Here is a 24769-nt window from a genome sequence, read left to right on the forward strand (position 1 = left end):
CCGGCGTCACTCGTAGCCGAAACTGCGCACCCGCGCCTCGTCGTCCGCCCAACCCGAGCGCACCTTCACGAACAGCTGCAGGAACACCTTCGCGTCGAACAGCGTCTCCAGCTCCTGGCGCGCCTCGGTGCCGATGCGCTTCAACTTCTCCCCGCCTTCGCCGATCACCATGGCCTTGTGGCTGTCGCGCTCCACGACCACGGTGGCGGCGATGCGCACCATGCGCTTGAATTTCGGGCTGGGCTCTTCCTCGAACTTCTCGACGACCACCGTGGAGGTGTAGGGCAGCTCCTCGCCGGTCAGGCGGAACAGCTTTTCGCGGATCATCTCGCCGGCCATGAAGCGCTCGCTCTTGTCCGTGAGCTCGTCATCGGCGTAGAACCAGGGCTGCTCGGGCAGGTACTTGCCGCACACCTGCAGCAGCCGCTCGACGTCCTTGGCGTTCTTGGCCGACACCGGCATGAACTCGGTGAAGGGATGGCGCGCCTGCATGTCGCGCAGCCAGGGGGCGAGGTCGCCGCGGCGGTGCACCAGGTCCAGCTTGTTGGCGACCAGGATCGCCGGGATGCCGGGCTTGAGCAGGGCCAGCACCTTGGCGTCGCCAAGCGTGAAGTTGCCCGCCTCCACCACGAACAGCACCACGTCCACGTCGCCGACCACGCCCGTGACGGCGCGATTGAGCGAGCGGTTCAGCGCCGAGCTGTGCTTCGTCTGGAAGCCCGGCGTGTCGACGAAGACGAACTGCGTGTTCCCCTCGGTGCGCACGCCCGTGATGCGGTGGCGCGTGGTCTGCGCCTTGCGCGAGGTGATGCTGATCTTCTGCCCGACCAGCGCGTTGAGCAGCGTGGACTTGCCCACGTTCGGCTTGCCCACGATGGCGACCAGGCCGCAACGCTGCCCAGCGCCGGCCGCGGCGGCTTCGCCTGGGGGTTCTCCTTCCCCTTCCGGGGGAAGGTCGGGATGGGGGCTCTGCGTCATTTCAACCTTGATTTCAGCACGTTCAGCATCGCCTGGGCGGCTTCCTGCTCGCCGGCACGGCGCGACGCACCGATGCCGCGCTCCACAAGGCCGAGCTCCGAGACCTCGCACTCGACCTCGAAGGTCTGCCGGTGCGCCGCGCCCAGCGTGCCGACGACGCGGTACACGGGCAGTTTCATCTTGCGCCCCTGCAGCACCTCCTGCAGTTCCGTCTTCGGGTCCCTGGCGGCCGCCGACATCCCGGGGTTGATCTCCACCTCTGCGAACAGGCGGTGCACCAGCGCCTCGGCCGCGGGGTAGCCGGCATCGAGGTGCACGGCCCCGATCAGCGCCTCCAGCGCATCGGCGAGGATGGAAGGCCTCTTGTGGCCGCCGGAACGCGCCTCGCCCTCGCCCAGCCGGATCAGCCCGGGCAGGCCCAGGCCGACGGCCAGGCGGTGCAGCGTGTCCTGCTTGACCAGGTTGGCGCGCACGCGCGAGAGATCGCCCTCCGGCAGCTCCTGCAGCCGCTGGTACAGCAGCGCGGCCACGGCAAGGTTCAGGACCGAGTCGCCCAGGAATTCCAGCCGCTCGTTGTGCTCGGCCGAGAAACTGCGGTGGGTGAGCGCCCGGGCCAGCAGGCGCGGGTCCTGGAAGCGGTGCTGCAGCCGCTGCTGCAGGCCCGCGAGCGGGTCGGTCACGGCCTTCGCGCTAGCGCCCGGGATGGGAGGTTCCCGCGTACTTGAGGGTCAGCCAGGCCGGGCCGAACAGCTGGAATTCCTTCTCGTACGCGAAGGACACCACGACCTTGTCGCCGTCCTTGGTGATTTCCAGGTCCTTGCTGGTGATCGAGGTGATGTTGTCGACCTGCGCGGCGCGGTCGAAGGCGTTGCGCACGCCGGCGACCGTGGCCTCGTCCTTCGCGCGGTTGATCGCCTTGAGCGCCGCCTGGTATTCGAGGATGGACGGGAAGGCGCGCATGCCCACCGCCCCGACGACGCCGATCACCGCGAGGAAGAAGATCAGCGTGAACAACGAAACCCCGCGCTGCCGCGACTTGCCTGCCATGGAACCCCTCCGACTCATGCCCTATTCGAATGACCCGACGCGCGACAGGTTGGCGAAGTTCATCCAGATCAGGAACGCCTTGCCGACGATGTTCTTGTCCGGGACGAACCCCCAGTAGCGCGAGTCGAGCGAATTATCGCGATTGTCGCCCATCATGAAATAGTGCCCCTCGGGCACCTTGCACACCACGCCTTCCACGCTGTAGCGGCAGTTCTCCTTGTACTGGAAATCGTCCACGCCGGCGACGAACGCCGGGCGCTCGTCGTCGTTCAGCAGGCGGTGCTTCTTGTCGCCGAGGCGCTCCTCGAACTGCTTGAAGTAGCGCATCGCGTCGGGGTCGAAGAAGTCCGGCAGCTTGTTCGTCTCGACCGGCCGGCCGTTGATGGTCAGCCTCTTGTTCAGGTACGCCACCTCGTCGCCCGGCACGCCCACCACGCGCTTGATGTAGTCCAGCGTCGGCTTGGGCGGGTAGCGGAACACCATCACGTCGCCCCGCTTGGGCGGCGTGCCGGCGGTGAGCTTGGTGTTCACCACCGGCAGGCGCAGCCCGTAGGTGAACTTGTTGACCAGGATGAGGTCGCCCACCAGCAGCGTGGGGATCATCGAGCCGGACGGGATCTTGAACGGCTCGAACAGGAACGAGCGCAGCACGAACACGGCCAGGATCACCGGGAACAGGCCGGCCGTCCAGTCCAGCCACCAGGGCTGCGCCAGGATCCGGTGCTTCGCCTCGGAGACGTCGTCCTGCACCGGCGCCACGCCCTGCGTGGCCAGGCGCGCGTTGCGCTCGTCGGCATGCGACTCGAGTTCGGCGGCGGCGCGCCGCCGCCGCGGCAGGTACCAGAGGCGCTCCGCGACCCAGTAGATCCCGGTGACCACGGTCGCCAGGAACAGCAGGAGCGCGAAGTTGCCTTCGACCATTTCGAAGTACCAGGCGCCGGCATAGCCGACGAAGGCCGCGAGGATCGCGGCCGTCAGGAAAGGCATCATCGTTTCTTGAGTTTTATTCTTCGACCTGGAGGATGGCGAGGAACGCTTCCTGCGGCACCTCCACGGAGCCGATCTGCTTCATGCGTTTCTTGCCGGCCTTCTGCTTTTCGAGCAGCTTGCGCTTGCGGGTGATGTCCCCACCGTAGCATTTTGCCAGCACGTTCTTGCGCAGCGCCTTGACCGTCTCGCGGGCGATCACGTTGGCGCCGATCGCCGCCTGGATCGCCACGTCGAACATCTGGCGGCTGATGATCTCACGCATCTTGGCCACCACGGCGCGGCCGCGGTATTGCGACTGCGAGCGGTGGACGATGATCGACAGGGCGTCGACCTTGTCGCCGTTCAGCAGGATGTCGACTTTCACGACGTCCGAGGCGCGGTATTCCTTGAACACGTAGTCCATGGAGGCGTAGCCGCGGCTGACGGACTTGAGCTTGTCGAAGAAGTCCAGCACGATCTCGCCCAGCGGCAGCTCGTACGTCAGCATCACCTGGCGGCCGTGGTAGGCCATGTTGATCTGCACGCCGCGCTTCTGGTTGGCCAGCGTCATCACCGAGCCGACGTACTCCTGCGGCATGTACAGGTGCACGGTCACGATCGGCTCGCGGATCTCCTGGATCTTGCCCTGCTCCGGCATCTTGGCCGGGTTCTCGACCATGACCACCTCGCCGTCGTTCTTCACCACCTGGTAGACGACGCTGGGGGCCGTGGTGATCAGGTCCTGGTCGAACTCGCGCTCCAGGCGCTCCTGCACGATGTCCATGTGCAGCAGGCCCAGGAAGCCGCAGCGGAAGCCGAAGCCCAGGGCCTGGCTCACTTCCGGCTCGTAGTGCAGCGAGGAGTCGTTCAGCTTGAGCTTCTCGAGGCTGTCGCGCAGCGAGTCGTACTGGTTCGCCTCCACCGGGTACAGGCCCGCGAACACCTGCGGCTGGATCTCCTTGAAGCCGGGCAGCGGCTCGGCGGCGGGTGCCACGTTGGTGTTGCCCGCGCGGGTGCGCGTCACGGTGTCGCCCACCTTGGCGGCCTGCAGTTCCTTGATGCCGCAGATCAGGTAACCCACCTCGCCCGCCTCCAGCGCCTCGCGCGAGACGTTGCTGGGGGTGAACACGCCGAGCTGGTCGGCGTCGTACTGGGAGTCGGTCGCCATCAGCTTGATGCGGTCGCCCTTGGCGATCCGGCCGTCGACCACGCGCACGAGCATCACGACGCCGACGTAGGTGTCGAACCAGCTGTCGATGATCATGGCGCGGGTGGGCGCGTCGGGGTTGCCGCGCGGCGCCGGGATGCGCTCGACGATCGCCTCGAGGATGTCGTCGATGCCCATGCCCGTCTTGGCGGAGCACGGGATCGCACGGCTCGCGTCGATGCCGATCACGTCCTCGACTTCCTCCTTCGCGCGCTCGGGGTCCGCCTGCGGCAGGTCCATCTTGTTCAGGACCGGCACCACCTCCACACCGAGATCGAGCGCGGTGTAGCAGTTCGCCACGGTCTGCGCTTCCACGCCCTGGCTCGCATCCACCACCAGCAGCGCGCCCTCGCATGCGGACAGCGAGCGACTGACCTCGTACGAGAAGTCGACGTGGCCCGGCGTGTCGATCAGATTGAGGTTGTAGACCTGTCCGTCGCGCGCCTTGTACGAGAGCGCAGCGGTCTGCGCCTTGATGGTTATCCCACGCTCCTTTTCGAGATCCATCGAGTCGAGCACTTGCTCTTCCATCTCGCGATCGGAGAGGCCGCCGCAACGCTGAATGAGTCGGTCAGCGAGTGTCGATTTGCCGTGATCGATGTGCGCGATGATCGAGAAGTTTCTGATGTGGTTCATCAACGGGAACGTACAAGTGATTGATTCGCAAGGGCGCGCACAAGAAAAAAGGGCGCGTCATGAAGGTGACGCGCCCTGAACCAACAATCTATGGCAACTGCGATAGTTGGAACTTCATTGTAGGCAAAACGGGCCGGGCGTACAGCCGGCAGGTCACCCCGACTCGGCCGTTGCAGGCCTGCAACTGGAATGTTGTTCACAGCTTCTCCACAATTCCGGTGGGCATTCGCGAGGACAACATGTGGGCTAGATGTGGATCGGCGGTGAATGCCTGCCGGGCATCTCGCATGGTGGTGGACCGGCGGTCCGATATGACCGGTTGGGCGCTGTCGCCGTCGATTCTACCGAATCCGGTTCTTAGGCAGCAGGTCAAGTTAGCAAGCGCAAACTAGAAATCCGCGTTTTACGGCCGAGCAGAGGGGCTGCGAGCCCTGTCTTTTTTGGGCCACCCGGCCACGAAAAAGCCCCAAACCCGAGCGGGGGCTTGGGGCTTTGCTTGCCTGGCGAACCCGTGCGGGATCAGCCCCGCGGGGGGCGGATCACGAGGTAGCTGGCGAGCTCGCCGCGCCGCAGCAGCAGCGGGATCGGCTTGCTCTTGTCCAACTTCGCGACCGCGGCCTCGAAGTCCTTCACGCTGTTGATCTCGGTGTTGCCGATGGCCGTGATGATGTCGCCCTCGCGCACGCCGGCGCGCGCCGCCGCGCCTTCGGCGACGGATTCGACGCGCACGCCGCCCTTCACCTTGGACTCCTTCTTCTGCGCTGGCGTCAGCTCCGTGACCACGATGCCGATCTGCTGCTGCGCGGGCGAGACCTGCGGCTTCATCTCGGGCGCCGAGGGCTTGCTGCCGCCCGCACGCGCGGTGGCTTCCTGCTCGAACTCGGCCACCGTGATCTGCAGGTCGCGCGAGCCGCCGCGGCGGAAGACGGACATGTTCACCTTGCTGCCCGGCTTGGTGTTGCCCACCATGCGCGGCAGGTCGGAGGCGCGTTCGATCGCCGTGCCGTTGAACCTGGTGATGATGTCGCCGGCCTCGATGCCCGCCTTGTCCGCCGGCGAGCCGCTTTCCACGCTGCGCACCAGCGCGCCCTGCGGGCGGCCGAGGCCGATGGATTCGGCGACGTCGCGCGTGACCTGGTCGATCTGCACGCCGATGCGCCCGCGCTGCACGCGGCCCGACACGCGCAGCTGCTCGGCGACGCGGCTGGCCTCGTCGATCGGGATGGCGAAGGAGATGCCCATGAAGCCGCCCGAGCGCGAGTAGATCTGGCTGTTGATGCCGATCACCTCGCCGCGCATGTTGATCAGCGGGCCGCCGGAGTTGCCGGGGTTGATCGCCACGTCGGTCTGGATGAAGGGCAGGTAGTCGCCGGTGTCGCGGCCCTTGGCGCTGACGATGCCGGCGGTGACGGTGTTCTCCAGCCCGAAGGGGGAGCCGATCGCCATCACCCATTCGCCGACCTTGAGCTTGCTCACGTCGCCCACCCGCACGGCGGGCAGGCCCGTCGCCTCGATCTTCACCAGGGCGACGTCGGTGCGCTTGTCAGCGCCGATGGGCTTCGCCTTGAACTCGCGCTTGTCCGGCAGGGTGACGATCACTTCGTCGGCGCCTTCGACCACGTGCGCGTTGGTCATCACGTAGCCGTCCTGCGTGAGGATGAAGCCGGAGCCGACGCCGCGCGGCTGCTCCTCGTCGCCGCCGCCGCCGTTGCCGCCGCCGCGCGGCGGGGTGGGCCGCTGCCCGCGCGGGGCATTGGGCATGGGAACGCCGAAGAAGCGGCGGAAGAACTCCTGCATCTCCTCGTCCATCTCGCCGTTGCCGCCGGCCCCCGGACGGGCCCCGGAGCGCGCGCGCTCCAGCGTGCGGATGTTGACCACCGCGGGGCCGACCTGGTCGACCAGCTCGGTGAAATCGGGCAGGCCGGTGCGGGGCTGCGGCGCCGACTGCGCCAGCGCCGGCGACGCGGGAGTGAACGCAGCCACGCCGGCGAAGGCCAGGGCCATCGCCAGTCCGCAGCCGCGCAAGTTGTTCTTCCAATCCGTGCGGGACATAGGGGACCTCTCCAAAGGGCAGCCAGACAAGACCAATAGCTGAGAATACGCCGGCGCGAAAAGTTTCCGCGTCAGCCAAAGACGAAAGTGCTCTTTACGCACCGGTTACGCCGCCGAACGGTGGACGGGTGCCGGCCCCAGATGGGGGCCTATTTGCGCCGCTCAAGGCTGAGCGAGAAGGCCTTCAGCGTGGCCGGCGGGACCTCGCCGACCGCGGTGACCCACCATTCCTGCACCCGGCGGGTGAGCGTGTGGGTGGCGCCGCTGGCGAACACGCCTTCGCGCAGGTGGCGCTCGCGGTCGAAGTCCTCGACGAACAGCGAGACCGACGCCAGCCCGTCGGAGAAGATCCACTGCAGCACGCCTTCGGCGCGGCGCTTGTAGCAGTTCAGGGACTTGAAGCCCGCCACCTGCTGGCGCAGCGTCCAGCCTTCGGCCGCGGCAGTGGTCTTGACGGCGTCCGTCTTCTCGACGCGCCAGCCCTCGGGCACGATCATCATGTGGGACAGCCGGTCCATGCGCACGGGGGCATCGAGCTGCAGTTCGGAGAACGCGGCCTGCTCCAGCACGTGGCCCTGGTCGTCCAGCGTCTGCAGCTTGATGACCAGCCCGCTCTTCTTCTCGCTCCAGATCCGGTAGCCGAAGCGCAGGCCGTCCCTGGGCAGCACCTGCACGATGTCGGCGTCGAAGCCGGCCACGCGGTCGCTGCCGACGCGCCGCGCCGTATAGAACTCGGGGATTGCGCTGTCGTCCGCCTTTGCCAGCTCGGGGAACAGGCCCAGCGCCTCGCGCCGCTCGCTGCGCACCGTGCGGGATTCGGGCAGGAAGGTCAGGACTTCGTCGTCGCGGCGGAAGGTGGAACGCTTTTCGCCGGAAAGGCTGTCGATGCGCTCGACCTGGCGCTGGCCGTCGCAGGCGTGCCAGATGCGGGCGCTCGCCATCGCGCCATTGCTGGACGACACGACGAAGGTGCCCACGTAGCTGCGCTGGAGCGAGGCCTCCTGCATGCGGGAGAGCCATTCGGTGACGCTGCGCTCGTGGCGATCGGACGGGCGCGGATCGGGCAGCGCCGGCCCGGCCAGCGCCTGCGAGACGATCAGCGTGAAGGCGCCGGAAGCGAGTGCCAGCGCGCCACGCGCCAGGCGCCGGCGGACGAGGGCGGGTGCGTCGCGGGTCATCCTGCGGCGGTCAGCGGCCCTGGGCCTCGAACGTGGCGTTGCGCAGGAAGCCCGAGGGCGTCTGCAGCACCGAGGCGCCCGCGAGCTGGCGGTGCGCCTGCAGCAGCTGGTCGAGGCGCGGGTCGCGCATCATCGTGGTGGTGCTGGCCTCCACGATGGCCGGCGAGGCAGCCGCCGGCGCCGCCGCCAGCTGCGGCTGCACCCCTTGCGAGGCGCTGCCGCCCCACATGTTCCAGCCGACCGCCGCCACGGCGGCGACGGAGGCCACGCCGGCCGCCAGCTTCCAGATCCAGTCGTTGGCGGCGGGGCGGAGTTCCTGGCGCGCCAATGGCGCTGCGGGCAGCGCGGGCGCGGCGACCGGGGCTTCTTCCTGCAGCCGCTCGCGCAGGCGCGCGAGGAAGACCTCCGGCGCGGTGCCGCCGGCGCTGCGGCCGGTGCGCAGGACCTCGCCCACGACGTGGTAGGCGCACCAGGTTTGCCGCGCACGCGCATCGGCCGCGGCCGCCTGCACGCCCCGGGCGAACGCCTCGCCCTGCAGCTGCCCGTCCGCCAGTGCCGAAATCAGTTCCTGGTTGTCCATCTCGTTGTCCATCACTTCCGTTACCGAGCCTGTCACCAACGCTTGCCCGACTGGTTCTCCAGCATGGGCTTGACCTTCGCCGAAATCGCCTCCCGGGCCCTGAAGATGCGCGAGCGGACCGTTCCGATCGGGCAATTCATCACTTCCGCGATCTCCTCATAGCTCAGGCCCTCGATCTCGCGCAGCGTCACCGCCTGGCGCAGTTCGTCGGGCAAGGCCTCCATGGCCGAGTTGACCGTGGCGGCGATTTCCTTGGCCGCGAGGACCGTTTCCGGCGTTTCAGCGCTGGTTAGTTCGTTCTCGACGCCGGAAGTTTCTTCCTCATCATCGCCGCCTTTGAGCGAGCTCTCGGAAACCACCGGATCGCGCTTGAGGTCGACCAGGGCTTTTTTCGCGGTGTTGACCGCAATCCGGTACAGCCAGGTATAGAACTGCGCCTCGCCGCGGAACTGGGAGAGGGCGCGGTAGGCGCGAATGAAGGTTTCCTGCGCGATATCCTCGACCAGGTCGGTATCGCGCACCATGCGCCCGATCAAGCGTTCGATGCGGCGCTGGTACTTGATCACCAGCAGCTCGTAGGCCTTCTGGTCGCCGGCCACCGTGCGCTCCACCAGCATCAGGTCGGTGTCGCCGGATGAGGGTGCGGGGGCGGCGGGAGGCGTCTTGGTCATTGTTCGGCCGTCGGCGGCTCGCTCGCTGGCGGTGGCTCCTTCCCCCTGGGGGGGAAGGTCGGGACGGGGGCGCTGGCGCGCGAATATACCGCACGCCGCAGCGCCTCCCAGTGGGCGGGAGCGCGCGCGCTTTCCAGCCACAGCCAGCGCACGCGCCCGGTTTCCGGCTGCCAGCGCAGCAAGATCCGATTCTGCAGGTCGAAGGCGATTCCGGGGTGGCCGCAAGCCACGGTCGCGCCCTCCTCCCACGTCCAGCCGAGGCCGTCCCAGCGCAGCACGCCGGTGGGCGAGCGCCGCCAGGCCCCCAGCGCCAGCGATCCGCAGGCGGCCACCGCCCCCAGCGCCAGGGCCTGGCGCCAGCCGAAGGCATCGGATTGCACGCTCCAGGCCACGGCCACGCCCAGCCCGGCGATCCCGGCCAGGGCGTAAAGCCGGGCCGCGAACGGGCTGCGCCCCACCGGGTAGGTCACCGATGGGGCCGCATGCATGTCGGGCCGGGCGCTAGATGCGCTTGAAGACGAGCGATCCGTTGGTTCCGCCGAAGCCGAAGTTGTTCTTCAGCGCCACGTCGATCTTCATGTCACGCGCCGTGTTGGCGCAGTAGTCCAGGTCGCATTCCGGATCCTGGTTGAAGATGTTGATCGTGGGCGGGCTCTTCTGGTCGTGGATCGCCATCACCGTGAAGACCGACTCGATCCCGCCGGCGCCGCCCAGGAGGTGCCCCGTCATGGACTTCGTCGAGTTGACCACGACCTTCTTCGCGTGGTCGCCCAGCGTGTTCCTGATCGCGTTGGTCTCGTTCACGTCGCCCAGCGGCGTGGAGGTGCCGTGGGCGTTCAGGTAGTGGACCTGGTCCGGGTTCATGCCCGCGTTCTTCAGCGCCGCCGCCATGGCGCGGCGCGGGCCGTCCACGTTGGGCGCCGTCATGTGGTACGCGTCGGCGCTCATGCCGAAGCCGGCCACTTCCGCGTAGATCCTGGCGCCGCGCTTCTTCGCGTGCTCGTACTCTTCCAGCACCAGCACGCCGCCGCCCTCGCCCAGCACGAAGCCGTCGCGGTCCTTGTCCCAGGGGCGGGACGCGGTCTTCGGGTCGTCGTTGCGGGTCGACAGCGCGCGGGCGGCGGCGAAGCCGCCGATGCCCAGCGGCGAGACGGTCGACTCGGCACCGCCGGCCACCATCACGTCGGCGTCGCCCGCCTCGATCAGGCGCGCGGACAGGCCGATGGCGTGCAGGCCCGTCGTGCAGGCCGTCACCACGGCGATGTTGGCGCCCTGGAAGCCGTACTTGATCGACACGTGGCCCGAGATCATGTTGATGATCGAGGCCGGCACGAAGAACGGCGAGATGCGGCGCGGGCCGCGGTTCATGTATTCGGCGTGGGTGGCCTCGATCATCGGCAGCCCGCCGATGCCCGAGCCGATGTTCACGCCGATGCGGGTGGCGAGCTCGGGGTCGAGCTGGTCACCGGTTGGCAGGCCGGCGTCCTGCACCGCCTGCGCGGCAGCGGCCATGCCGAGGTGGATGAAGCGGTCCATGTGGCGCGCTTCCTTCTCGGGCATGTAGTCCGCCACGTTGAAGTTCTTCACTTCCCCGGCAAACCTCACCGACAGGGCGCTGGCATCGAAGGACGTGACCAGGTCGATGCCGCTCTTGCCCGCGAGCAGGTTGGCCCACGATTCGGCGACCGTATTCCCCACCGGGCACACGCAGCCCAGTCCCGTCACGACGACGCGGCGACGCATCTTCTATCAGGCCTTCTGGTGGGCGTTGGCGTAATCGATGGCGTTCTGCACCGTCGTGATCTTCTCGGCGTCTTCGTCCGGGATCTCGATGCCGAACTCGTCCTCGAGGGCCATCACGAGTTCCACCGTGTCCAGAGAGTCCGCGCCGAGGTCGGCGACGAAGGCCTTTTCATTGGTGACCTGGGACTCTTCGACGCCGAGTTGCTCGGCGATGATTTTCTTGACACGTGCTTCGATATCGCTCATGGGTTCCCTCTAAGGGTTTGGTTTGAATCCGCGATTTTAAGCCGGGCGGAGTTTCCGGCTGGGGTGGCTCAATGCCGCCGTGGCCCTGCAGGCCGCGTCAGGCCATGAACATGCCGCCGCTGACGTGGATCTCCTGGCCGGTCACGTAACCGGCCTGGGGCGAGGCGAGCCACGCCACCGCGTGCGCGATGTCGGCCGGCTTGCCCAGGTGGCCCAGCGGGATCTGGCCCAGCAGTGCCTTCTGTTGTTCCTCGGGCAGCGCCGCGGTCATGTCGGTCTCGATGAAGCCGGGGGCCACGCAATTGACGGTGATGCCGCGGCTGCCGAGTTCGCGTGCCAGCGCGCGGGTCATGCCCGCCACGCCGGCCTTCGCGGCGGCGTAGTTCGCCTGGCCCGGGTTGCCCGAGGCGCCGACCACGCTGGTGATGCTGACGATGCGGCCGTAGCGCTGCTTCATCATCGTACGCATCACGGCGCGGCTCATGCGGAAGACGGCCTTCAGGTTGGTGTCCAGCACCGCGTCCCAGTCGTCGTCCTTCATGCGCATGGCGAGCGTGTCGCGCGTGATGCCCGCGTTGTTCACCAGCACGTGCAGCCCGCCGTGCTCCTTGGCGATCGCATCGATCAGCGCTTCGGCCGCGGCGGCGTCGTTGACGTCCAGCTTCGCGCCCTTGCAGCCGGCGTGCTGCGCCAGCGCTGCCGTGATCTTCGCCGCGCCGTCGTCGGTGGTGGCGGTGCCGATCACCTTCATGCCGCGCGCCGCGAGTTCCTGCGCGATGGCCTGGCCGATGCCGCGCGAGGCGCCCGTGACCAGGGCCACCTGGCCCTGCATCGTCTTGTCGTGGCTCATTTGGAATCCTCCCCCAGGCTGGTCCGCTTCGCGTCCTTCTCCTCCCCCCTCCGCAAGCGGAGGGGGCCCGCGCCTTCGGGCGGCCGTGCGGCGCTCATTGGAGCAGCGCCTTGGCTTCGTTGAGGGAGGCGGGGTCGTACACCGCGCCGGCGGGGATCGTCGCATCGATGCGCTTGACCAGCCCGGCGAGCACCTTGCCCGGGCCGCATTCGAGGATGGCGGCGACGCCGCGCGACTGGATCGCGCGCACGCATTCCACCCAGCGCACCGGGCCGAAGGCCTGCTCGTACAGCGCCGCGCGGATGCGGTCGGGATCGGTCTCGGCCTTCACCTCGATGTTGTTGATCACCGGGATGCGCGGCGGCCGGAAATCCACCTGCGCCATGCGCTCGCGCAGCTTGTCGGCCGCCGGCTTCATCAGGCTGGAATGGAAAGGCGCGGACACGGGCAGCGGCAGCGCGCGCTTGGCGCCCATGGCCTTCAGCACCTCGCAGGCCTTGTCCACCGCGGCCTTGCTGCCGGCGATCACGGTCTGCGCGGGATCGTTGAAGTTCGCCGCTTCCACCACTTCGGCCGTGCCGGTGCCGAAGCTGCGGACCGCTTCGGCGCAGCCTTCGATCACCTTCTGCGCGTCCAGGCCCAGGATGGCGGCCATGCTGCCGGTGCCCACGGGCACGGCCTCCTGCATCGCCTGCGCGCGGAAGCGCACGAGGGGCGCCGCGTCCGCCAGCGAGAGCGTGCCGGCCGCGACCAGCGCCGCGTATTCGCCCAGCGAATGGCCCGCGACCACCGCCGGTTCCGCGCCGCCCTCGGACAGCCAGGCGCGGTAGGCGGCGACGCCGGCCACCAGCATCGCGGGCTGCGTGTTCGTCGTCAGCCCCAGCGCCTCTTTCGGGCCTTCGTGGATCAGGCGCGCGACGTCCTCCCCGAGCGCCTCGGAGGCTTCCTCGAGCGTCTGCACCACCGCGGGATGGTCGTCCCACGCATCGAGCATGCCGACGGCCTGCGAGCCCTGGCCGGGAAAGACGAAAGCGAACGGTTTCATGTTTGATTCTTTGTCGTTTCGGAAAAGACGGGAGCCGGCGCCCGCCCTTTTCAGAAGTCCAGCAGGACCGCGCCCCAGGTGAAACCGCCGCCGACGCCTTCGAGCATCAGCGTGTCGCCCTTCTTCACCTTGCCGGTGCGCACCGCCGTATCGAGCGCCAGCGGGATCGAGGCGGCCGAGGTGTTGCCGTGCTCGTCGACGGTCACGATCACCTTGTCCTGCGCCATCTTCAGCTTGCGCGCGGTGCCCATCATGATGCGGATGTTGGCCTGGTGGGGGATCAGCCAGTCGATGTCCGCTTCCGTCTTGCCCGCCTTGGCGAGCGCGGCGCGCGCGGATGCTTCCAGCACGCCCACGGCCAGCTTGAAGACGGCCTGGCCGTCCATGCGCAGCAGCGGGTTGCCGTGCACCTTGCCGCCGGACACGCCGCCGGGCACGCACAGGATCTCCACGTGCTTGCCGTCCGCATGCAGGTCGGTGGCGAGGATGCCGGGCGTGTCGGAGGCTTCCAGCACCACCGCGCCGGCGCCGTCGCCGAACAGCACGCAGGTCGTGCGGTCCTCGAAGTCGAGGATGCGCGAGAACACTTCGGCGCCGATCACCAGCGCGCACCTGGCGGTGCCGGTGCGGATCAGGGAATCGGCCACCGTCAGGCCATAGACGAAGCCGCTGCACACCGCCTGCACGTCGAAGGCGGGGCAGCCGGCGATCCCGAGCTTGTTCTGCAGGATCGTCGCGGTGGACGGGAACACCATGTCCGGCGTGGACGTGGCGACGATGATCAGGTCGATGTCCGAGGCCTTGCGGCCGGCCGCTTCCAGCGCCTGGCGCGCCGCGTGCACGCCCAGCTCGCTGCTGGGCACGTCGGGCTCGGCGAAGTGGCGCGCGCGGATGCCCGTGCGCTCCACGATCCAGTCGTCGGAGGTCTCGATGCCTCGGGCGGCCAGCTGCTGCGCCAGGTCCGCGTTCGTCACGCGCTTCGGGGGCAGGTAGCTGCCGGTCCCCGAGATCCGGGAGTATCGGGTCATTTCTAGTAGGTGGTGACCGGTTGCGGCAGCGCCTGTTCGTCGGCGCCGACCAGCAGCGGGCGGGCGTGGGCGATGCGGGCCTGCACCCGGTCCAGCAAGTTGTGCCGGGCCGCATCATAAGCTCGGATCAGGGCCTGCTCGAAAGCGAGCTCATCGGCCGAGCCATGGCTCTTGAACACCAGCCCGCGCAAACCCATCAGCGCCGCGCCGTTGTAGCGGCGGTGGTCCACGCGCTTCTTGAAGGCGGCCAGCACGGGATAGGCGGCCACCGCGGCCAGCTTGGTGAGGGGCGTGCGGGCGAATTCCTGCTTGAGGAAGCCGCCGATCATGGAGGCCAGGCCCTCGCTGGTCTTGAGCATCACGTTGCCGACGAAGCCGTCGCACACGACGATGTCGGTGGTGCCCTTGAAGATGTCGTTGCCCTCGACGTTGCCGAAGAAATTGAGGTCGCCCGCGCTGCCCGCCGCCCGCAGCAGTTCGCCGGCCTTCTTGATCATCTCGCTGCCCTTGATCACTTCCTCGCCGATGTTCAGCAGGCCCACCGACGGGTTCTCGTTCTCGGTGAGCGCCGACACCAGCGCGGAGCCCAGCACCGCGAACTGCAGCAGGTGCTGCTCGGTGCAGTCGACGTTGGCGCCGAGATCCAGCACCGTGGTCGCGCCACCCTTCGCATTGGGCAGGCCGGAGGCGATGGCCGGGCGGTCGATGCCTTCGACCGTCTTGAGCAGGTAGCGCGCGAGCGCCATCAGCGCGCCCGTGTTGCCGGCGGAGACCGCCGCCTGCGCCTGGCCTTCCTTGACCTGCTGGATGGCCACGCGCATCGACGAATCCTTCTTCTTGCGCAGGGCCACTTCGACGGCGTCGTCCATGGTCACGACTTCGGTGGCCGCCACGATGCGCGCGCGCGGGTGCTGCAGGGCCGCGAGCGCGGCCGGCGCGCCCACCAGCAGCAGCTGGGCGTCGGGGTGGGCCTCGAGGAAATGGCGGCACGCGACCAGCGTGACGCGGGGGCCGTGGTCGCCCCCCATGCAATCGACTGCCAGGGTGGTCGTCATGGCCTCAACTTTAGGGCCTTCACGGGGCCCATCGAAGGGAACGGGTACGCACAAGAAAAAAGCCCGGCCTGCCGCAGCAAACCGGGCCCGTTGCCGGATGCAGCAATCAGGCGTCGTTCTTGGTCTTGAGCACCTTGCGGCCGCGGTAGAAACCCGTGGGGCTGATGTGGTGGCGCAGGTGGGTTTCGCCCGTGGTGGGCTCCACGGCGATGCCCGGCACGGTGAGCGCGTTGTGCGAACGGTGCATGCCGCGCTTGGAGGGCGACTTCTTGTTTTGCTGGACGGCCATGGCGGGCTCCTGGAATTTCTGTGCCGCAGCCTGCGCAGGCGGGCGGCAGCGGGTTGTACGGTTGGACGAAGCGCGCGCGGCGTACCGGCAAAAGCCGTTGCCTTCTGGCGCGAAGCCCGCAATTATAGCCCAAGATGGCGCCTCCGCTACTTGCCGGGCTTGAGGCGGCCGAGGAGGGCGAACGGGTTCTCCTTTTCCGCGGCGGCCGCCTCGAAATCCGCGTCGGCCGCGGACATCTTCACGGGTTCCGGGCAGACGTCGTGGCGCGGGGCGACCGGCAACTCCATCAGCAGCTCGTCCTCCACCAGTTCCACCAGGTCGAAACTGCGGCTCAGCGCCAGCAGGTCCTCTTCCGCCTCGTCGTCCTGGGCCGCCGCCGTGGCCTCGTCGGAGACGAAACGGAAGGAGCGATCCACCCGCAGCTGCACGTCCACCGGGGTGAGGCAACGCTGGCAGACCAGGGGCATGCTCGTTTCGGCCTCGAGGTGGACCCAGACCTGCGGCGCGAGGTGGTGCGGGTTCAGCAGTTCGCCGCGGGCGCGCCAGCGCACGTTGCGGGCCAGGTCGGCATCCTGCGTCTCCGCGACCAGCCGGTGGAAGCTGCGCAGGTGCTCGCTGGCGTCGATCTCGCCTGCCTCCTCGGCGAAGCGGCGTACGTCCAGGCGATGCGGGTCGAAGTCCTTGGCCATGAATCAGTGTAAGAGAATCGGCGCCATGTCCCTGTCTGCCGCCACCCCGTCCAGCCGTGCGCTCGTTCTCGGATCGACGTCGGTCTATCGCCGCGAACTCCTGGCACGGCTGCGGCTGCCGTTCAGCGTGGAACCGCCGCACGTCGACGAGTCACCGCTGGTCGGAGAAACGCCGGAGCGCCTGGCCCGGCGGCTCGCGGCGGCGAAGGCCGCTGCCGTGGCACGGCGGCATCCGGCCGCCATCGTGATCGGGTCCGACCAGGTCGCCGAGCTGGACGGCGAGCCGCTCGGCAAGCCCGGCAACCACGCCAACGCCACGGCGCAATTGAGGCGGATGAGCGGGCGCACGGTCATCTTCCACACCGCGCTCACCGTGCTGTGCGAGGAAAGCGGCTTTGCCCAGCACGAGCTCGCGCCGGTGAAGGTACGCTTCCGCGCGCTGGAGGACGCCGAGATCGACGCCTACCTGCGCGCCGAGCAACCTTACGACTGCGCGGGCAGCGCGCGCAGCGAAGGCGCGGGCATCGCGCTGCTCGATGCGATCGAAAGCGACGACCCGACCGCGCTGGTGGGCCTGCCGCTGATCCGCACCTGCCGCATGCTGCGCGCCGCGGGCCTGCGCGTGTTCTGATGCCCGGCCGCCTCTACCTCGTGCCGGCGCCGCTGGACTTCGGCTGCGACGAGACAGTGCCGATCGCCGACGTGCTGCCGGCCGCCACGCTGGCCGTCGCGGCGCGGCTGGTGCACTGGATCTGCGAGAACGCCAAGAGTGCGCGCGCCACCCTCAAGCGGGTCGGCGAAGTGCAGCCCCTGGCGCTGCCGCTGCAGCAGCAACGCATCACGGAGCTGCCGCGCGAGGTGCACAAGAAGGGCGACCACCAGCCCTCGTCCTTCGATGCGCGCCCGCTGCTGCAGGCGGCCGTGGAGGGCGAAGACATGGGCCTGCTCAGCGAAGCGGGGATGCCGGCCGTGGCGGACCCCGGATCTTCGGTGGTGCGCGCCGCGCATGAACTCGGGCTCGAGGTGGTGCCGCTCGTCGGGCCGGTGTCGCTGCTGCTGACGCTGGCGGCCAGCGGCCTCAACGGCCAGAACTTCGCCTTCGTGGGCTACCTGCCGCAGGAGGCCGCCGCGCGCGCGCAGCGCCTGCGCGAGCTCGAAGCGCTGGTCCTGCGCACGGGCCAGACGCAGATGTTCATCGAGACGCCGTACCGCAACGAGGCGGTGTGGCAGGCGCTGCTGCAGGGCCTGAAGCCGCAGACGCGGGTGGCTGTGGGGATGGGGTTGACCTTGCCGGGGGCGAACTGCCGCTGCGCCAGCGTGGCGACGTGGAAGCATCGCGGCGCACCGGTGAAGAACGACACGCCGGCGGTGTTCGCGATCGGGGCGTGAGCCCACCGCCGTCATTCCCGCGACCGGGCCGCCACGGCGGCGTAGTCCTGCGAATGCAGGCCAGGCGGGAATCCAGGGCGTTCGATGGACGCCGCAGCGCCCCCACCCCAGCCCTCCCCCGGAGGGGGAGGGAGGCAGAAGGTCAGCGCAGCGCCGGCATCACCCGCATTGCCTTCACCGCGCCTTCGCCGATCGCCGCGCCGAAGCGCTTGGCGAGTTTCTCCGCCACGTTCTCGTGGCGCGTGTAGTCGACGAGGTCCTCTGCCTTGATCACCTCGCGGGCGACGAAATCGAGGTTGCCCAGCTGGTCCGCCAGGCCCAGGTCGATGGCCTGCTGGCCGGTCCAGAACAGGCCGCTGAACAGCTCCGGCGTTTCCTTCAGGCGCTTGCCGCGCCCCGTGCGCACGACGTCGATGAACTGGCGGTGCACCACGTTGAGCATCTGCTGGGCGTGCTCGCGGTGCCGCTCGGTCTGCGGGCTGAAGGGATCCAGGAAGCCCTTGTTCTCGCCGGCGGTCAGCAGCCGCCGCTCGACGCCCAGCTTCTCCATCGTGCCCACGAAGCCGAAGCCCTCCATCAGCACGCCGATGCTGCCCACCATGCTCGCCTTGTCGACGAAGATGCGGTCCGCCGACACGGCGATGTAATAGGCCGCCGAAGCGCACGACTCCTCGACCACGGCGTACAGCGGCTTCTTGTACCGGGCCTTGAGCCGCCGCAGTTCGTCGTTGATGATGCCGGCCTGCACCGGGCTGCCGCCGGGCGAGTTGATCAGGAGCACCACGCCCTGCGCGCCGGCGTCCTCGAAGGCGGCCTTGGCGGCGGCGACGATGAACTCCGCGCTCGCCTCGCTCTTGGGCCCGATCTCCCCGTCGATCTCGATCACCGCCGTGTGCGGCGTCGCCTTGTCGGCGCCGGGCGTGCCCCGGGACGTGAGCGCCCAGATGATGAAGATGAAGAAGGCGAGCCACGCCAGCCGCACGAAGGTGCGCCAGCGCCGCTGCGCGCGCTGCTCCTCGATGGTGGCGAACAGCAGCTTCTCCAGCGTGTTGCGCTCCCAGCCCGGGGCGCCCTCCGGGCCGGCGACCGGGGAGGCGGGCGCGCCGGCCCAGGGCGCATTCGACGGCGGCAGGTCGGATTCGTTGTTCATGTCAGAAGGTGACCGGTTGCAGGTTGAAGGCAGTATGCCAGTGCACCACGCCCTCGACTTCGCTCAGCGCGATGGGAACGAGGGGCCCCCGGCACGGCCCGCCGGCGCACGCGCCGGTGTCGGGCTGGTAGACGGCGCCATGCGTGCCGCACAGCAGCCAGCGGCCGGTGTCGTCGAAGAAGCGGTCCGGCTGCCAGTCCAGCTCCATCGCCACGTGCGAGCAGCGATTGAGGTACGCGTGCACCTGGCCCTTCCAGCGGATGGCGAAGGCGCGGCAGGTCTGCCCGCCGTACACCACGTCGAAGGGCACGGCGAGCCCGCCGTCGACCAGGTCGGCGGAGTTGCACAGGGGGATGCGCGCTTCGTCCACGGCCTCAGGCATGCCGCAGCAGCCACTCGTGCAGTTCGCCCACCGAATGCACCACCGCGCGCGGGCCCAGCGCCTCGAAGCCGTCGGTGGCGTGCGCGCCGTAGCTCACGCCCAGGCTCGCGCAGCCGGCGTTCAGCGCCATCTGCAGGTCGTGCGTGGTGTCGCCGATCATCAGCGTGCGTTCCGGCGCGGTGCCGAACTCGCGCATCAGCTCCACCAGCATGAGCGGGTCCGGCTTGCCGGCCGTCTCGTCGGCGGTGCGGGAGCCGTGGAACATGCCCGCGAGCTGCGCGGACTTCAGCGCTTCGTCCAGGCCGCGGCGCGACTTGCCGGTGGCCACGGCCAGCCGGTGCTGGCGCTGGCGCAGGTCGGCGAGCATGGGCAGCACGCCGTCGAACAGGCTGATGTCGTCCTGGTGCTGCAGGTAGTGCCTGCGGTAGCTGGCCCCGAGCTCCGCGTAGCGCTCCCGCGGCACGTCGGGCGCGGCGTGCGCCAGGGCCTCCATCAGCCCCATGCCGATCACGTAGGCGGCGTCGCTGTCGCTCGGCACGGCGCCGCCCACGTCCACCACCGCCTGCTGGATGCAGCGCACGATGATCTTCGTGGAGTCGAACAGCGTGCCGTCCCAGTCAAAGGCGATCAGGTCGTACTGGCGGGCTCGGGATGCGGGCATGGTCGGTGAATTTCTGCAGTTCCGCCGGCAACGGCGAGAGCAACGCGATGCGTTCGCCGGTGGCGGGGTGATCGAACTGTAACCGCCACGCATGCAGGAACATGCGCTTCAGGCCCTGGCGCGCCAGTGCCTTGTTCAGGTCGAAGTCGCCGTACTTGTCGTCGCCCAGGATCGCGTGGCCGGCGGAGGCGAGGTGGACGCGGATCTGGTGGGTGCGGCCGGTCTTGATGGTGACTTCGAGGAGGGTGGCTTCGGGAAGGGCGCCCCCACCCCTGCCCTCCCCCGGAGGGGGAGGGAGTGAAATCCGCTGGGCCACCTTGACCAGGGTAATGGAACGCATGCCATCGGGATCGTCCTTCGTGACCACCTTGACCCGGCGCTCGCCATCGGCCTGCAGGTACTTGTGCAGCGGCTGGTCGATCACCTTGCGGTTCGCCGGCCAGGCGCCGGCCACCAGGGCCAGGTAGGTCTTGCCGGTTTCGCGCTCGCGGAACTGGTCCTGCAGCTTCGTGAGCGCCGAACGCTTCTTCGCCACCAGCAGGATGCCGGAGGTCTCGCGGTCCAGCCGGTGCACCAGTTCGAGGAATTTCGCCGCCGGCCGGGCCTGCCTCAACTGCTCGATCACGCCGAAGCTCACGCCGCTGCCGCCATGCACCGCCACGCCGGCAGGCTTGTCGATGGCGATCAGGTGGTCGTCCTCGAAGAGGACGGGAAATTCGCGTGCCGGCGCCGGCTTCTCCGCTTTCGCCGCGACGGCCTCGGAGATGCGCACCGGCGGCAGCCGCACCACGTCGCCCAGGGCCACCCGCGCATCGGCGGAAGCGCGCCCCTTGTTCACCCGCACTTCGCCGGAGCGGATGATCCGGTAGACGTGCGTCTTCGGCACGCCCTTGAGGACGCGGATGAGGAAATTATCCAGACGTTGGCCGGCCGACTCTTCCCCGACTGTCAGAAATTGGACCTCGGCGCTTGCAGGGGACGAGCCGCCCCCTATAATCGGTTTCACCAGGGTTACGCTGTAAGTGGTTGATTTGGCTGGCAGTTTAGTCCACGCCCCGACCCACGCAGCCCTGGCAGGTCGATGCCACCGGCGCCGGCGCACGCGGAACAAGGGCCTCTTGCCCCCCAGCGCGCACCCGACACCGGTACGGTCCGGCTCTTCGAAACACTGAACGGAATACAAAGTCCGCCAGCACGGCGCTGGCGGACGGATCAAAGCGAGACAACGCGGTGCTCATGGTGCTCCTCCTGGCTTTCTGGCGCTGGCTGCTGCCGGCGCCCGCCATGCAGGTTCCCTGGCCCCTCGTCGGCACCATCCCCACCGCAATCCTTGCGGTGCACCGCCGTCCCCGGCTCGCCCCCATCCCTGTGCCCTTGCGTCGGTTGCTGAGCTAGAGAGCTCCGGCAGTCCTGTCGCGTCCGGCCCATTCCCTCCGTTTCGAAGCGTCCGTCCGGCATCGTTGGGGTCCCTCGCAAGGGCCCCGCATGTTTGACAAGAAAAAGGTGACGCTAATGAAGCGGATGCTGATCAATGCCACCCAGGCCGAAGAGCGCCGGCTGGCCATCGTCGACGGGCAGAAGCTCCTCGACTACGAAATCGAGATCGAAGGGCGCGAACAGCGCAAGGGCAACATCTACAAGGCGGTCGTGACGCGCGTGGAGCCGTCGCTCGAAGCCTGTTTCGTGGACTACGGCGAGGATCGCCACGGTTTCCTGCCGTTCAAGGAAATTTCCAAGCAGTACTTCGCGGCGGGCGTGTCGCCCTCGCAGGCCCGCATCAACGAGGCCATCAAGGAAGGCCAGGAGCTGCTGGTCCAGGTCGAGAAGGAAGAGCGGGGCAACAAGGGCGCGGCCCTGACCACCTTCATCTCGCTGGCGGGCCGCTACGTGGTCCTGATGCCCAACAACCCGCGCGGCGGCGGCGTCTCGCGCCGCATCGAGGGCGACGACCGGGCCGAGCTCAAGGAGGCGATGGACCAGCTGGAGTATCCCAACGGGATGTCCATCATCGCCCGCACGGCCGGCATCGGCCGCAGCGCGCCCGAGCTGCAATGGGACCTGAACTACCTGCTGAAGCTGTGGGGCGCGATCGAAGGCGCGGCCAAGGGCACCAAGGGCGCCTTCCTGATCTACCAGGAGTCCAGCCTGGTGATCCGCGCGATCCGCGACTACTTCAACAGCGATATCGGCGACATCCTGATCGATACCGACGATATCTTCGACCAGGCGCACCAGTTCATGTCGCACGTCATGCCCGAGCATGCCGCGCGCGTGAAGCGCTACCGCGACGATGCGCCGCTGTTCAGCCGCTTCCAGATCGAGCACCAGATCGAGTCGGCCTACGCCCGCGAGGTCAAGCTGCCCTCCGGCGGCGTGGTCGTGATCGACCACACCGAAGCGCTGGTCTCCATCGACGTGAACTCGGCCCGCGCCATCAAGGGCGGCGACATCGAGGAAACCGCCACCCGCACCAACCTGGAGGCCGCCGACGAAGTGGCCCGCCAGATGCGCCTGCGCGACCTCGGCGGCCTGATCGTGATCGACTTCATCGACATGGAGGAGTCGAAGAACCGCCGCGAGGTGGAGAACCGCCTGCGCGACGCGCTGCGGCAGGACCGCGCCCGCGTGCAGTTCGGCTCGATCAGCAAGTTCGGCCTGATGGAGATGAGCCGCCAGCGCCTGCGCCCGGCCCTCTCGGAAGGCGCGTCCATCCCCTGCCCGCGTTGCGGCGGCCACGGCCACATCCGCGACACGGAAAGCTCCGCGCTGCAGATCCTGCGGATCATCCAGGAAGAGTCCATGAAGGACAGCACCGCCGCCGTGCAGGTGCAGGTGCCGGTGGAAGTCGCTTCCTTCCTGCTGAACGAGAAGCGCACCGAGATCGCCAAGATCGAGCTGAAGCAGAAGATCAGCGTGCTGATGATCCCGAACAAGACGCTGGAGACGCCGAACTACCGGCTCGAGCGCCTCAAGCACGACGATCCGCGCCTGGACAACCTCAAGGCCAGCTACCACATGGCCGACGACTTCGACGAGGCGACGCAGGTCACGCGCCGTTCGCACGAGCGCACCAACAAGCAGGAGCCGGTGATCAAGGGCGTGCTGCCCGACGCCCCGGCGCCGATGCCGGTGGCCAAGCCGGTCGTGCCGGAGCCCGTGGCCAAGGCCGCGCCGGCGCCCGCACCCGTCGCTGCACCGGTGCGGCCGCAGGCGCCCGCGGAGAAGGGTTTCTTCTCCTGGTTCAAGAGCGTGCTGGGGCTGGCCCCGGCCGCGGAACCGGCGCCGGCGCGCCCGGCTGCCGCTGCCGCACCCGAGGCGAAGAAGGAAGAAAAGCGTGGCGAAGGCCGCGGCGAGCGCCGCGATGGACGCCGCGGTGACGGCCGCGGCGAGCGCGGCGAGCGCGGTGGCCGCGATCGCCGCCGCGAAGGCGAGCCGCGCCGCGACCGTGCGGTGGCGGAAGGTGCCGAGCCCGGCGCGCAGCGCCCCGAGGGCCAGCAGCGCGGCGAGGGCCAGCAGGGCCGCGAACAGCGCGATGGCCGCCGCGAGCGCGGTGGCCGGGGCGAAGGCCGCGAGCCGCGCGAAGGTCGTGAACAACGCGAGGGCCGCGAGCCGCGCGAATCCCGCGAGCAACGCGAGGCCCGCGAGGGCCGGGAGCCCCGCGAAGCACGCGAGCCGCGTGAAGGGCGGGAGCCCCGTGAAGCGCGCGAGCCCCGCGAAGGCCGTGAGCCCCGCGAAGGCCGCGAGCCGCGTGAAAACCGCGAACCGCGGGAAGCGCGCGAGCAGCGCGAGGGGCGTGAGCCGCGCGAGAACCGCGAGGCGCGCGAACAGCGCGAACCTCGCGAGCCGCGCGAGGCGCGCGAAACCCGTGAGCCGAACGAGGCCCGCGAACCGCGTGAGGCCCGCGAGCCGCGTGAGGGCCGTGAAGGCCGCGAACCGCGCGACGACCGCGAACCGCGCGAAAGCCGCGAACGCTTCGAGGCGCGCCAGCGCCGCGAATCCGAGCGCCAGGCGCGCGAGGCCCGTGATGTGCTGGAAGGGCGCGAACAGCCCGAGGAAGGCCAGCTGCCGCTGGAAGGCGTTGCCGAAGGCGTCGCCCCCGAACAGCGCGACGACCGTGAGCAGCGCGAGGACCGCGCGCCGCGCGGCGAACGCGGCGATGGCCGCCGGCGCGACCGAGGGGAGCGGCGCGAGCGCGGTCCGCGCGAAGCCGCTGCCGGCGAGAACACGCCCGCCGATGCCCTGGCCGGTGCCGCGGGTTCCGTCGGAGCCGTCACCGAATCGGGCGAGCCGCAGCAGCCGCCGCAGGCGGACCCGGTGCTCGAGTCGCACACGCACTTCGACGAGCGCCGCGCCCCCGAGGGCGAGAACGGCGAGCGCCGCGAGCGCCGTTCGCGCGACCGCTACGGCCGCGACCGCCAGCGCGGGGAGCGCGAGGAGCGTCCCGTCGACGAAGCCATGGTGGCCGGCGGCGCCGAAGTCTCTCCGGCCGAAGCGGAAGTGTTCGCCGGGCATGCCCCCATGCCCGAGGAGCACCATGCGAGCCGGCCGGCGCAGCAGCCCGCCCAGCCCGCCGTCGCCGCGGCGCCGCAGGCTCCGCACGCCAGGCCCGTGCCGCACGTGCAGCCCTTCCAGCTGCCGGTGGACGACCTGATGAACGTCGCCCAGGGCTCGGGCCTGCAGTGGGTGATGTCGGACGCGGAGAAGATCGCAGCCGCCCAGGCCGCGATGGCCGCCGAACCCAAGCCGGTGCACGTGCCGCGCGAGCGGCCGCCGGTGGCGGAGTCGGACGAAGGCCCGCTGGTGCTGGTGGAAACGAAGCGCGACCTGCGCAACCTGCAGCTGCCGTTCTGAGGGCGGCTGGCTACGAACAAGGGCGCCTCAGGGCGCCCTTTGTTCTTCCTGTCGCTGGGGTGGATGCCGGGAT

General features: G+C 69.1%; 26 protein-coding genes. 4 read left to right on the forward strand and 22 right to left on the reverse strand.

Going from position 1 to position 24769, the window contains the following annotated elements; genetic code table 11:
- Positions 1–6: 6 nt before the first annotated feature.
- The 5 genes from era to lepA are packed head-to-tail and all read right to left on the reverse strand — an operon-like array spanning position 7 to position 4837.
- Positions 7–978, reverse strand: coding sequence for a GTPase Era (gene era / locus WG923_RS11645; protein ID WP_340351130.1), 972 nt, complete (start codon positions 976–978; stop codon positions 7–9).
- The gene (gene rnc / locus WG923_RS11650; protein ID WP_340351131.1) at positions 975–1658 is read right to left on the reverse strand and encodes a ribonuclease III; all 684 of its coding nucleotides are present in this window, start codon (positions 1656–1658) and stop codon (positions 975–977) included. Before rnc ends, era begins: the two co-directional genes overlap by 4 nt.
- Positions 1659–1668: 10 nt before the next feature.
- A complete protein-coding gene (locus WG923_RS11655) occupies positions 1669–2025 on the reverse strand; it encodes a DUF4845 domain-containing protein (RefSeq protein ID WP_340351132.1) in 357 nt (118 codons plus the stop codon).
- Positions 2026–2046: 21 nt separating this feature from the next.
- Positions 2047–3012 carry a signal peptidase I gene (gene lepB, locus WG923_RS11660; RefSeq protein WP_340351330.1) on the reverse strand — a complete coding sequence of 322 codons (966 nt, stop codon included), beginning with the start codon at positions 3010–3012 and terminating at the stop codon, positions 2047–2049.
- A 16-nt stretch (positions 3013–3028) separates the two neighbouring features.
- A complete protein-coding gene (gene lepA, locus WG923_RS11665; RefSeq protein WP_340351133.1) occupies positions 3029–4837 on the reverse strand; it encodes a translation elongation factor 4 in 1809 nt (602 codons plus the stop codon).
- A 20-nt stretch (positions 4838–4857) separates the two neighbouring features.
- Between lepA and WG923_RS11670 the strand changes: the two genes are divergently transcribed.
- Entirely contained in the window at positions 4858–5229 is a 372-nt protein-coding gene (locus tag WG923_RS11670; protein WP_340351134.1) for a hypothetical protein, read from the forward strand.
- A 127-nt stretch (positions 5230–5356) separates the two neighbouring features.
- Here the strand turns inward: WG923_RS11670 and WG923_RS11675 are convergent, their stop codons facing one another.
- From WG923_RS11675 to WG923_RS11735, 13 genes are all read right to left on the reverse strand, one after another.
- Complete coding sequence (locus WG923_RS11675) at positions 5357–6889, reverse strand: DegQ family serine endoprotease (RefSeq protein ID WP_340351135.1); 1533 nt, start codon at positions 6887–6889, stop codon at positions 5357–5359.
- Between the two features lie 149 nt (positions 6890–7038).
- Positions 7039–8067, reverse strand: coding sequence for a MucB/RseB C-terminal domain-containing protein (locus WG923_RS11680; protein ID WP_340351136.1), 1029 nt, complete (start codon positions 8065–8067; stop codon positions 7039–7041).
- A 10-nt stretch (positions 8068–8077) separates the two neighbouring features.
- On the reverse strand, positions 8078–8683 hold the full coding sequence (locus WG923_RS11685) for a sigma-E factor negative regulatory protein (protein WP_340351137.1): 606 nt from the start codon (positions 8681–8683) through the stop codon (positions 8078–8080).
- Positions 8680–9318, reverse strand: a complete 639-nt coding sequence (gene rpoE, locus WG923_RS11690) for an RNA polymerase sigma factor RpoE (RefSeq protein WP_340351138.1) — start codon at positions 9316–9318, stop codon at positions 8680–8682. The genes WG923_RS11685 and rpoE overlap by 4 nt, the downstream gene beginning before the upstream one ends.
- A complete protein-coding gene (locus tag WG923_RS11695) occupies positions 9315–9806 on the reverse strand; it encodes a hypothetical protein (protein ID WP_340351139.1) in 492 nt (163 codons plus the stop codon). Before WG923_RS11695 ends, rpoE begins: the two co-directional genes overlap by 4 nt.
- A 13-nt stretch (positions 9807–9819) precedes the next feature.
- Positions 9820–11061, reverse strand: a complete 1242-nt coding sequence (fabF, locus tag WG923_RS11700) for a beta-ketoacyl-ACP synthase II (protein WP_340351140.1) — start codon at positions 11059–11061, stop codon at positions 9820–9822.
- 6 nt (positions 11062–11067) lie between these two features.
- Entirely contained in the window at positions 11068–11307 is a 240-nt protein-coding gene (gene acpP, locus WG923_RS11705) for an acyl carrier protein (protein ID WP_013902185.1), read from the reverse strand.
- Between the two features lie 97 nt (positions 11308–11404).
- A complete protein-coding gene (fabG, locus tag WG923_RS11710) occupies positions 11405–12157 on the reverse strand; it encodes a 3-oxoacyl-ACP reductase FabG (RefSeq protein ID WP_340351141.1) in 753 nt (250 codons plus the stop codon).
- A 94-nt stretch (positions 12158–12251) separates the two neighbouring features.
- Positions 12252–13202 (reverse strand): ACP S-malonyltransferase, encoded by a 951-nt coding sequence (fabD, locus tag WG923_RS11715; protein WP_340351142.1) that lies wholly within the window; start codon positions 13200–13202, stop codon positions 12252–12254.
- A gap of 50 nt (positions 13203–13252) precedes the next feature.
- Entirely contained in the window at positions 13253–14230 is a 978-nt protein-coding gene (locus tag WG923_RS11720; protein ID WP_340351143.1) for a beta-ketoacyl-ACP synthase III, read from the reverse strand.
- A gap of 2 nt (positions 14231–14232) precedes the next feature.
- The gene (gene plsX / locus WG923_RS11725) at positions 14233–15285 is read right to left on the reverse strand and encodes a phosphate acyltransferase PlsX (protein ID WP_340351144.1); all 1053 of its coding nucleotides are present in this window, start codon (positions 15283–15285) and stop codon (positions 14233–14235) included.
- Between the two features lie 106 nt (positions 15286–15391).
- Positions 15392–15574 carry a 50S ribosomal protein L32 gene (rpmF, locus tag WG923_RS11730; protein WP_027101192.1) on the reverse strand — a complete coding sequence of 61 codons (183 nt, stop codon included), beginning with the start codon at positions 15572–15574 and terminating at the stop codon, positions 15392–15394.
- A gap of 146 nt (positions 15575–15720) precedes the next feature.
- A complete protein-coding gene (locus tag WG923_RS11735) occupies positions 15721–16263 on the reverse strand; it encodes a YceD family protein (RefSeq protein WP_340351145.1) in 543 nt (180 codons plus the stop codon).
- A gap of 25 nt (positions 16264–16288) precedes the next feature.
- On the opposite strand from WG923_RS11735, the gene WG923_RS11740 reads away from it, so the two are divergent.
- Positions 16289–16894 (forward strand): Maf family nucleotide pyrophosphatase, encoded by a 606-nt coding sequence (locus WG923_RS11740; RefSeq protein WP_340351146.1) that lies wholly within the window; start codon positions 16289–16291, stop codon positions 16892–16894.
- Complete coding sequence (locus tag WG923_RS11745) at positions 16894–17652, forward strand: SAM-dependent methyltransferase (RefSeq protein ID WP_340351147.1); 759 nt, start codon at positions 16894–16896, stop codon at positions 17650–17652. The genes WG923_RS11740 and WG923_RS11745 overlap by 1 nt, the downstream gene beginning before the upstream one ends.
- 142 nt (positions 17653–17794) lie before the next feature.
- Here WG923_RS11745 and WG923_RS11750 read toward each other — a convergent pair whose 3' ends face one another.
- From WG923_RS11750 to WG923_RS11765, 4 genes are read right to left on the reverse strand one after another with little or no spacing between them, the layout of a single operon-like run.
- Positions 17795–18802, reverse strand: a complete 1008-nt coding sequence (locus WG923_RS11750; protein ID WP_340351148.1) for a S49 family peptidase — start codon at positions 18800–18802, stop codon at positions 17795–17797.
- Between the two features lies 1 nt (position 18803).
- The gene (locus WG923_RS11755; protein WP_340351149.1) at positions 18804–19184 is read right to left on the reverse strand and encodes a Rieske (2Fe-2S) protein; all 381 of its coding nucleotides are present in this window, start codon (positions 19182–19184) and stop codon (positions 18804–18806) included.
- Positions 19177–19845 carry an HAD family hydrolase gene (locus WG923_RS11760; RefSeq protein ID WP_340351150.1) on the reverse strand — a complete coding sequence of 223 codons (669 nt, stop codon included), beginning with the start codon at positions 19843–19845 and terminating at the stop codon, positions 19177–19179. Before WG923_RS11760 ends, WG923_RS11755 begins: the two co-directional genes overlap by 8 nt.
- Positions 19802–20851, reverse strand: a complete 1050-nt coding sequence (locus WG923_RS11765; protein WP_445322920.1) for an RluA family pseudouridine synthase — start codon at positions 20849–20851, stop codon at positions 19802–19804. The genes WG923_RS11760 and WG923_RS11765 overlap by 44 nt, the downstream gene beginning before the upstream one ends.
- A gap of 506 nt (positions 20852–21357) precedes the next feature.
- Between WG923_RS11765 and WG923_RS11770 the strand changes: the two genes are divergently transcribed.
- Positions 21358–24696: an Rne/Rng family ribonuclease gene (locus WG923_RS11770; protein WP_340351151.1), complete on the forward strand. Its 3339-nt coding sequence runs from the start codon at positions 21358–21360 to the stop codon at positions 24694–24696.
- Positions 24697–24769 lie beyond the last annotated feature (73 nt).

Origin of the sequence: Ramlibacter sp. AN1133 (assembly GCF_037890035.1) — a bacterium.
GTDB lineage: Bacteria > Pseudomonadota > Gammaproteobacteria > Burkholderiales > Burkholderiaceae_C > Ramlibacter.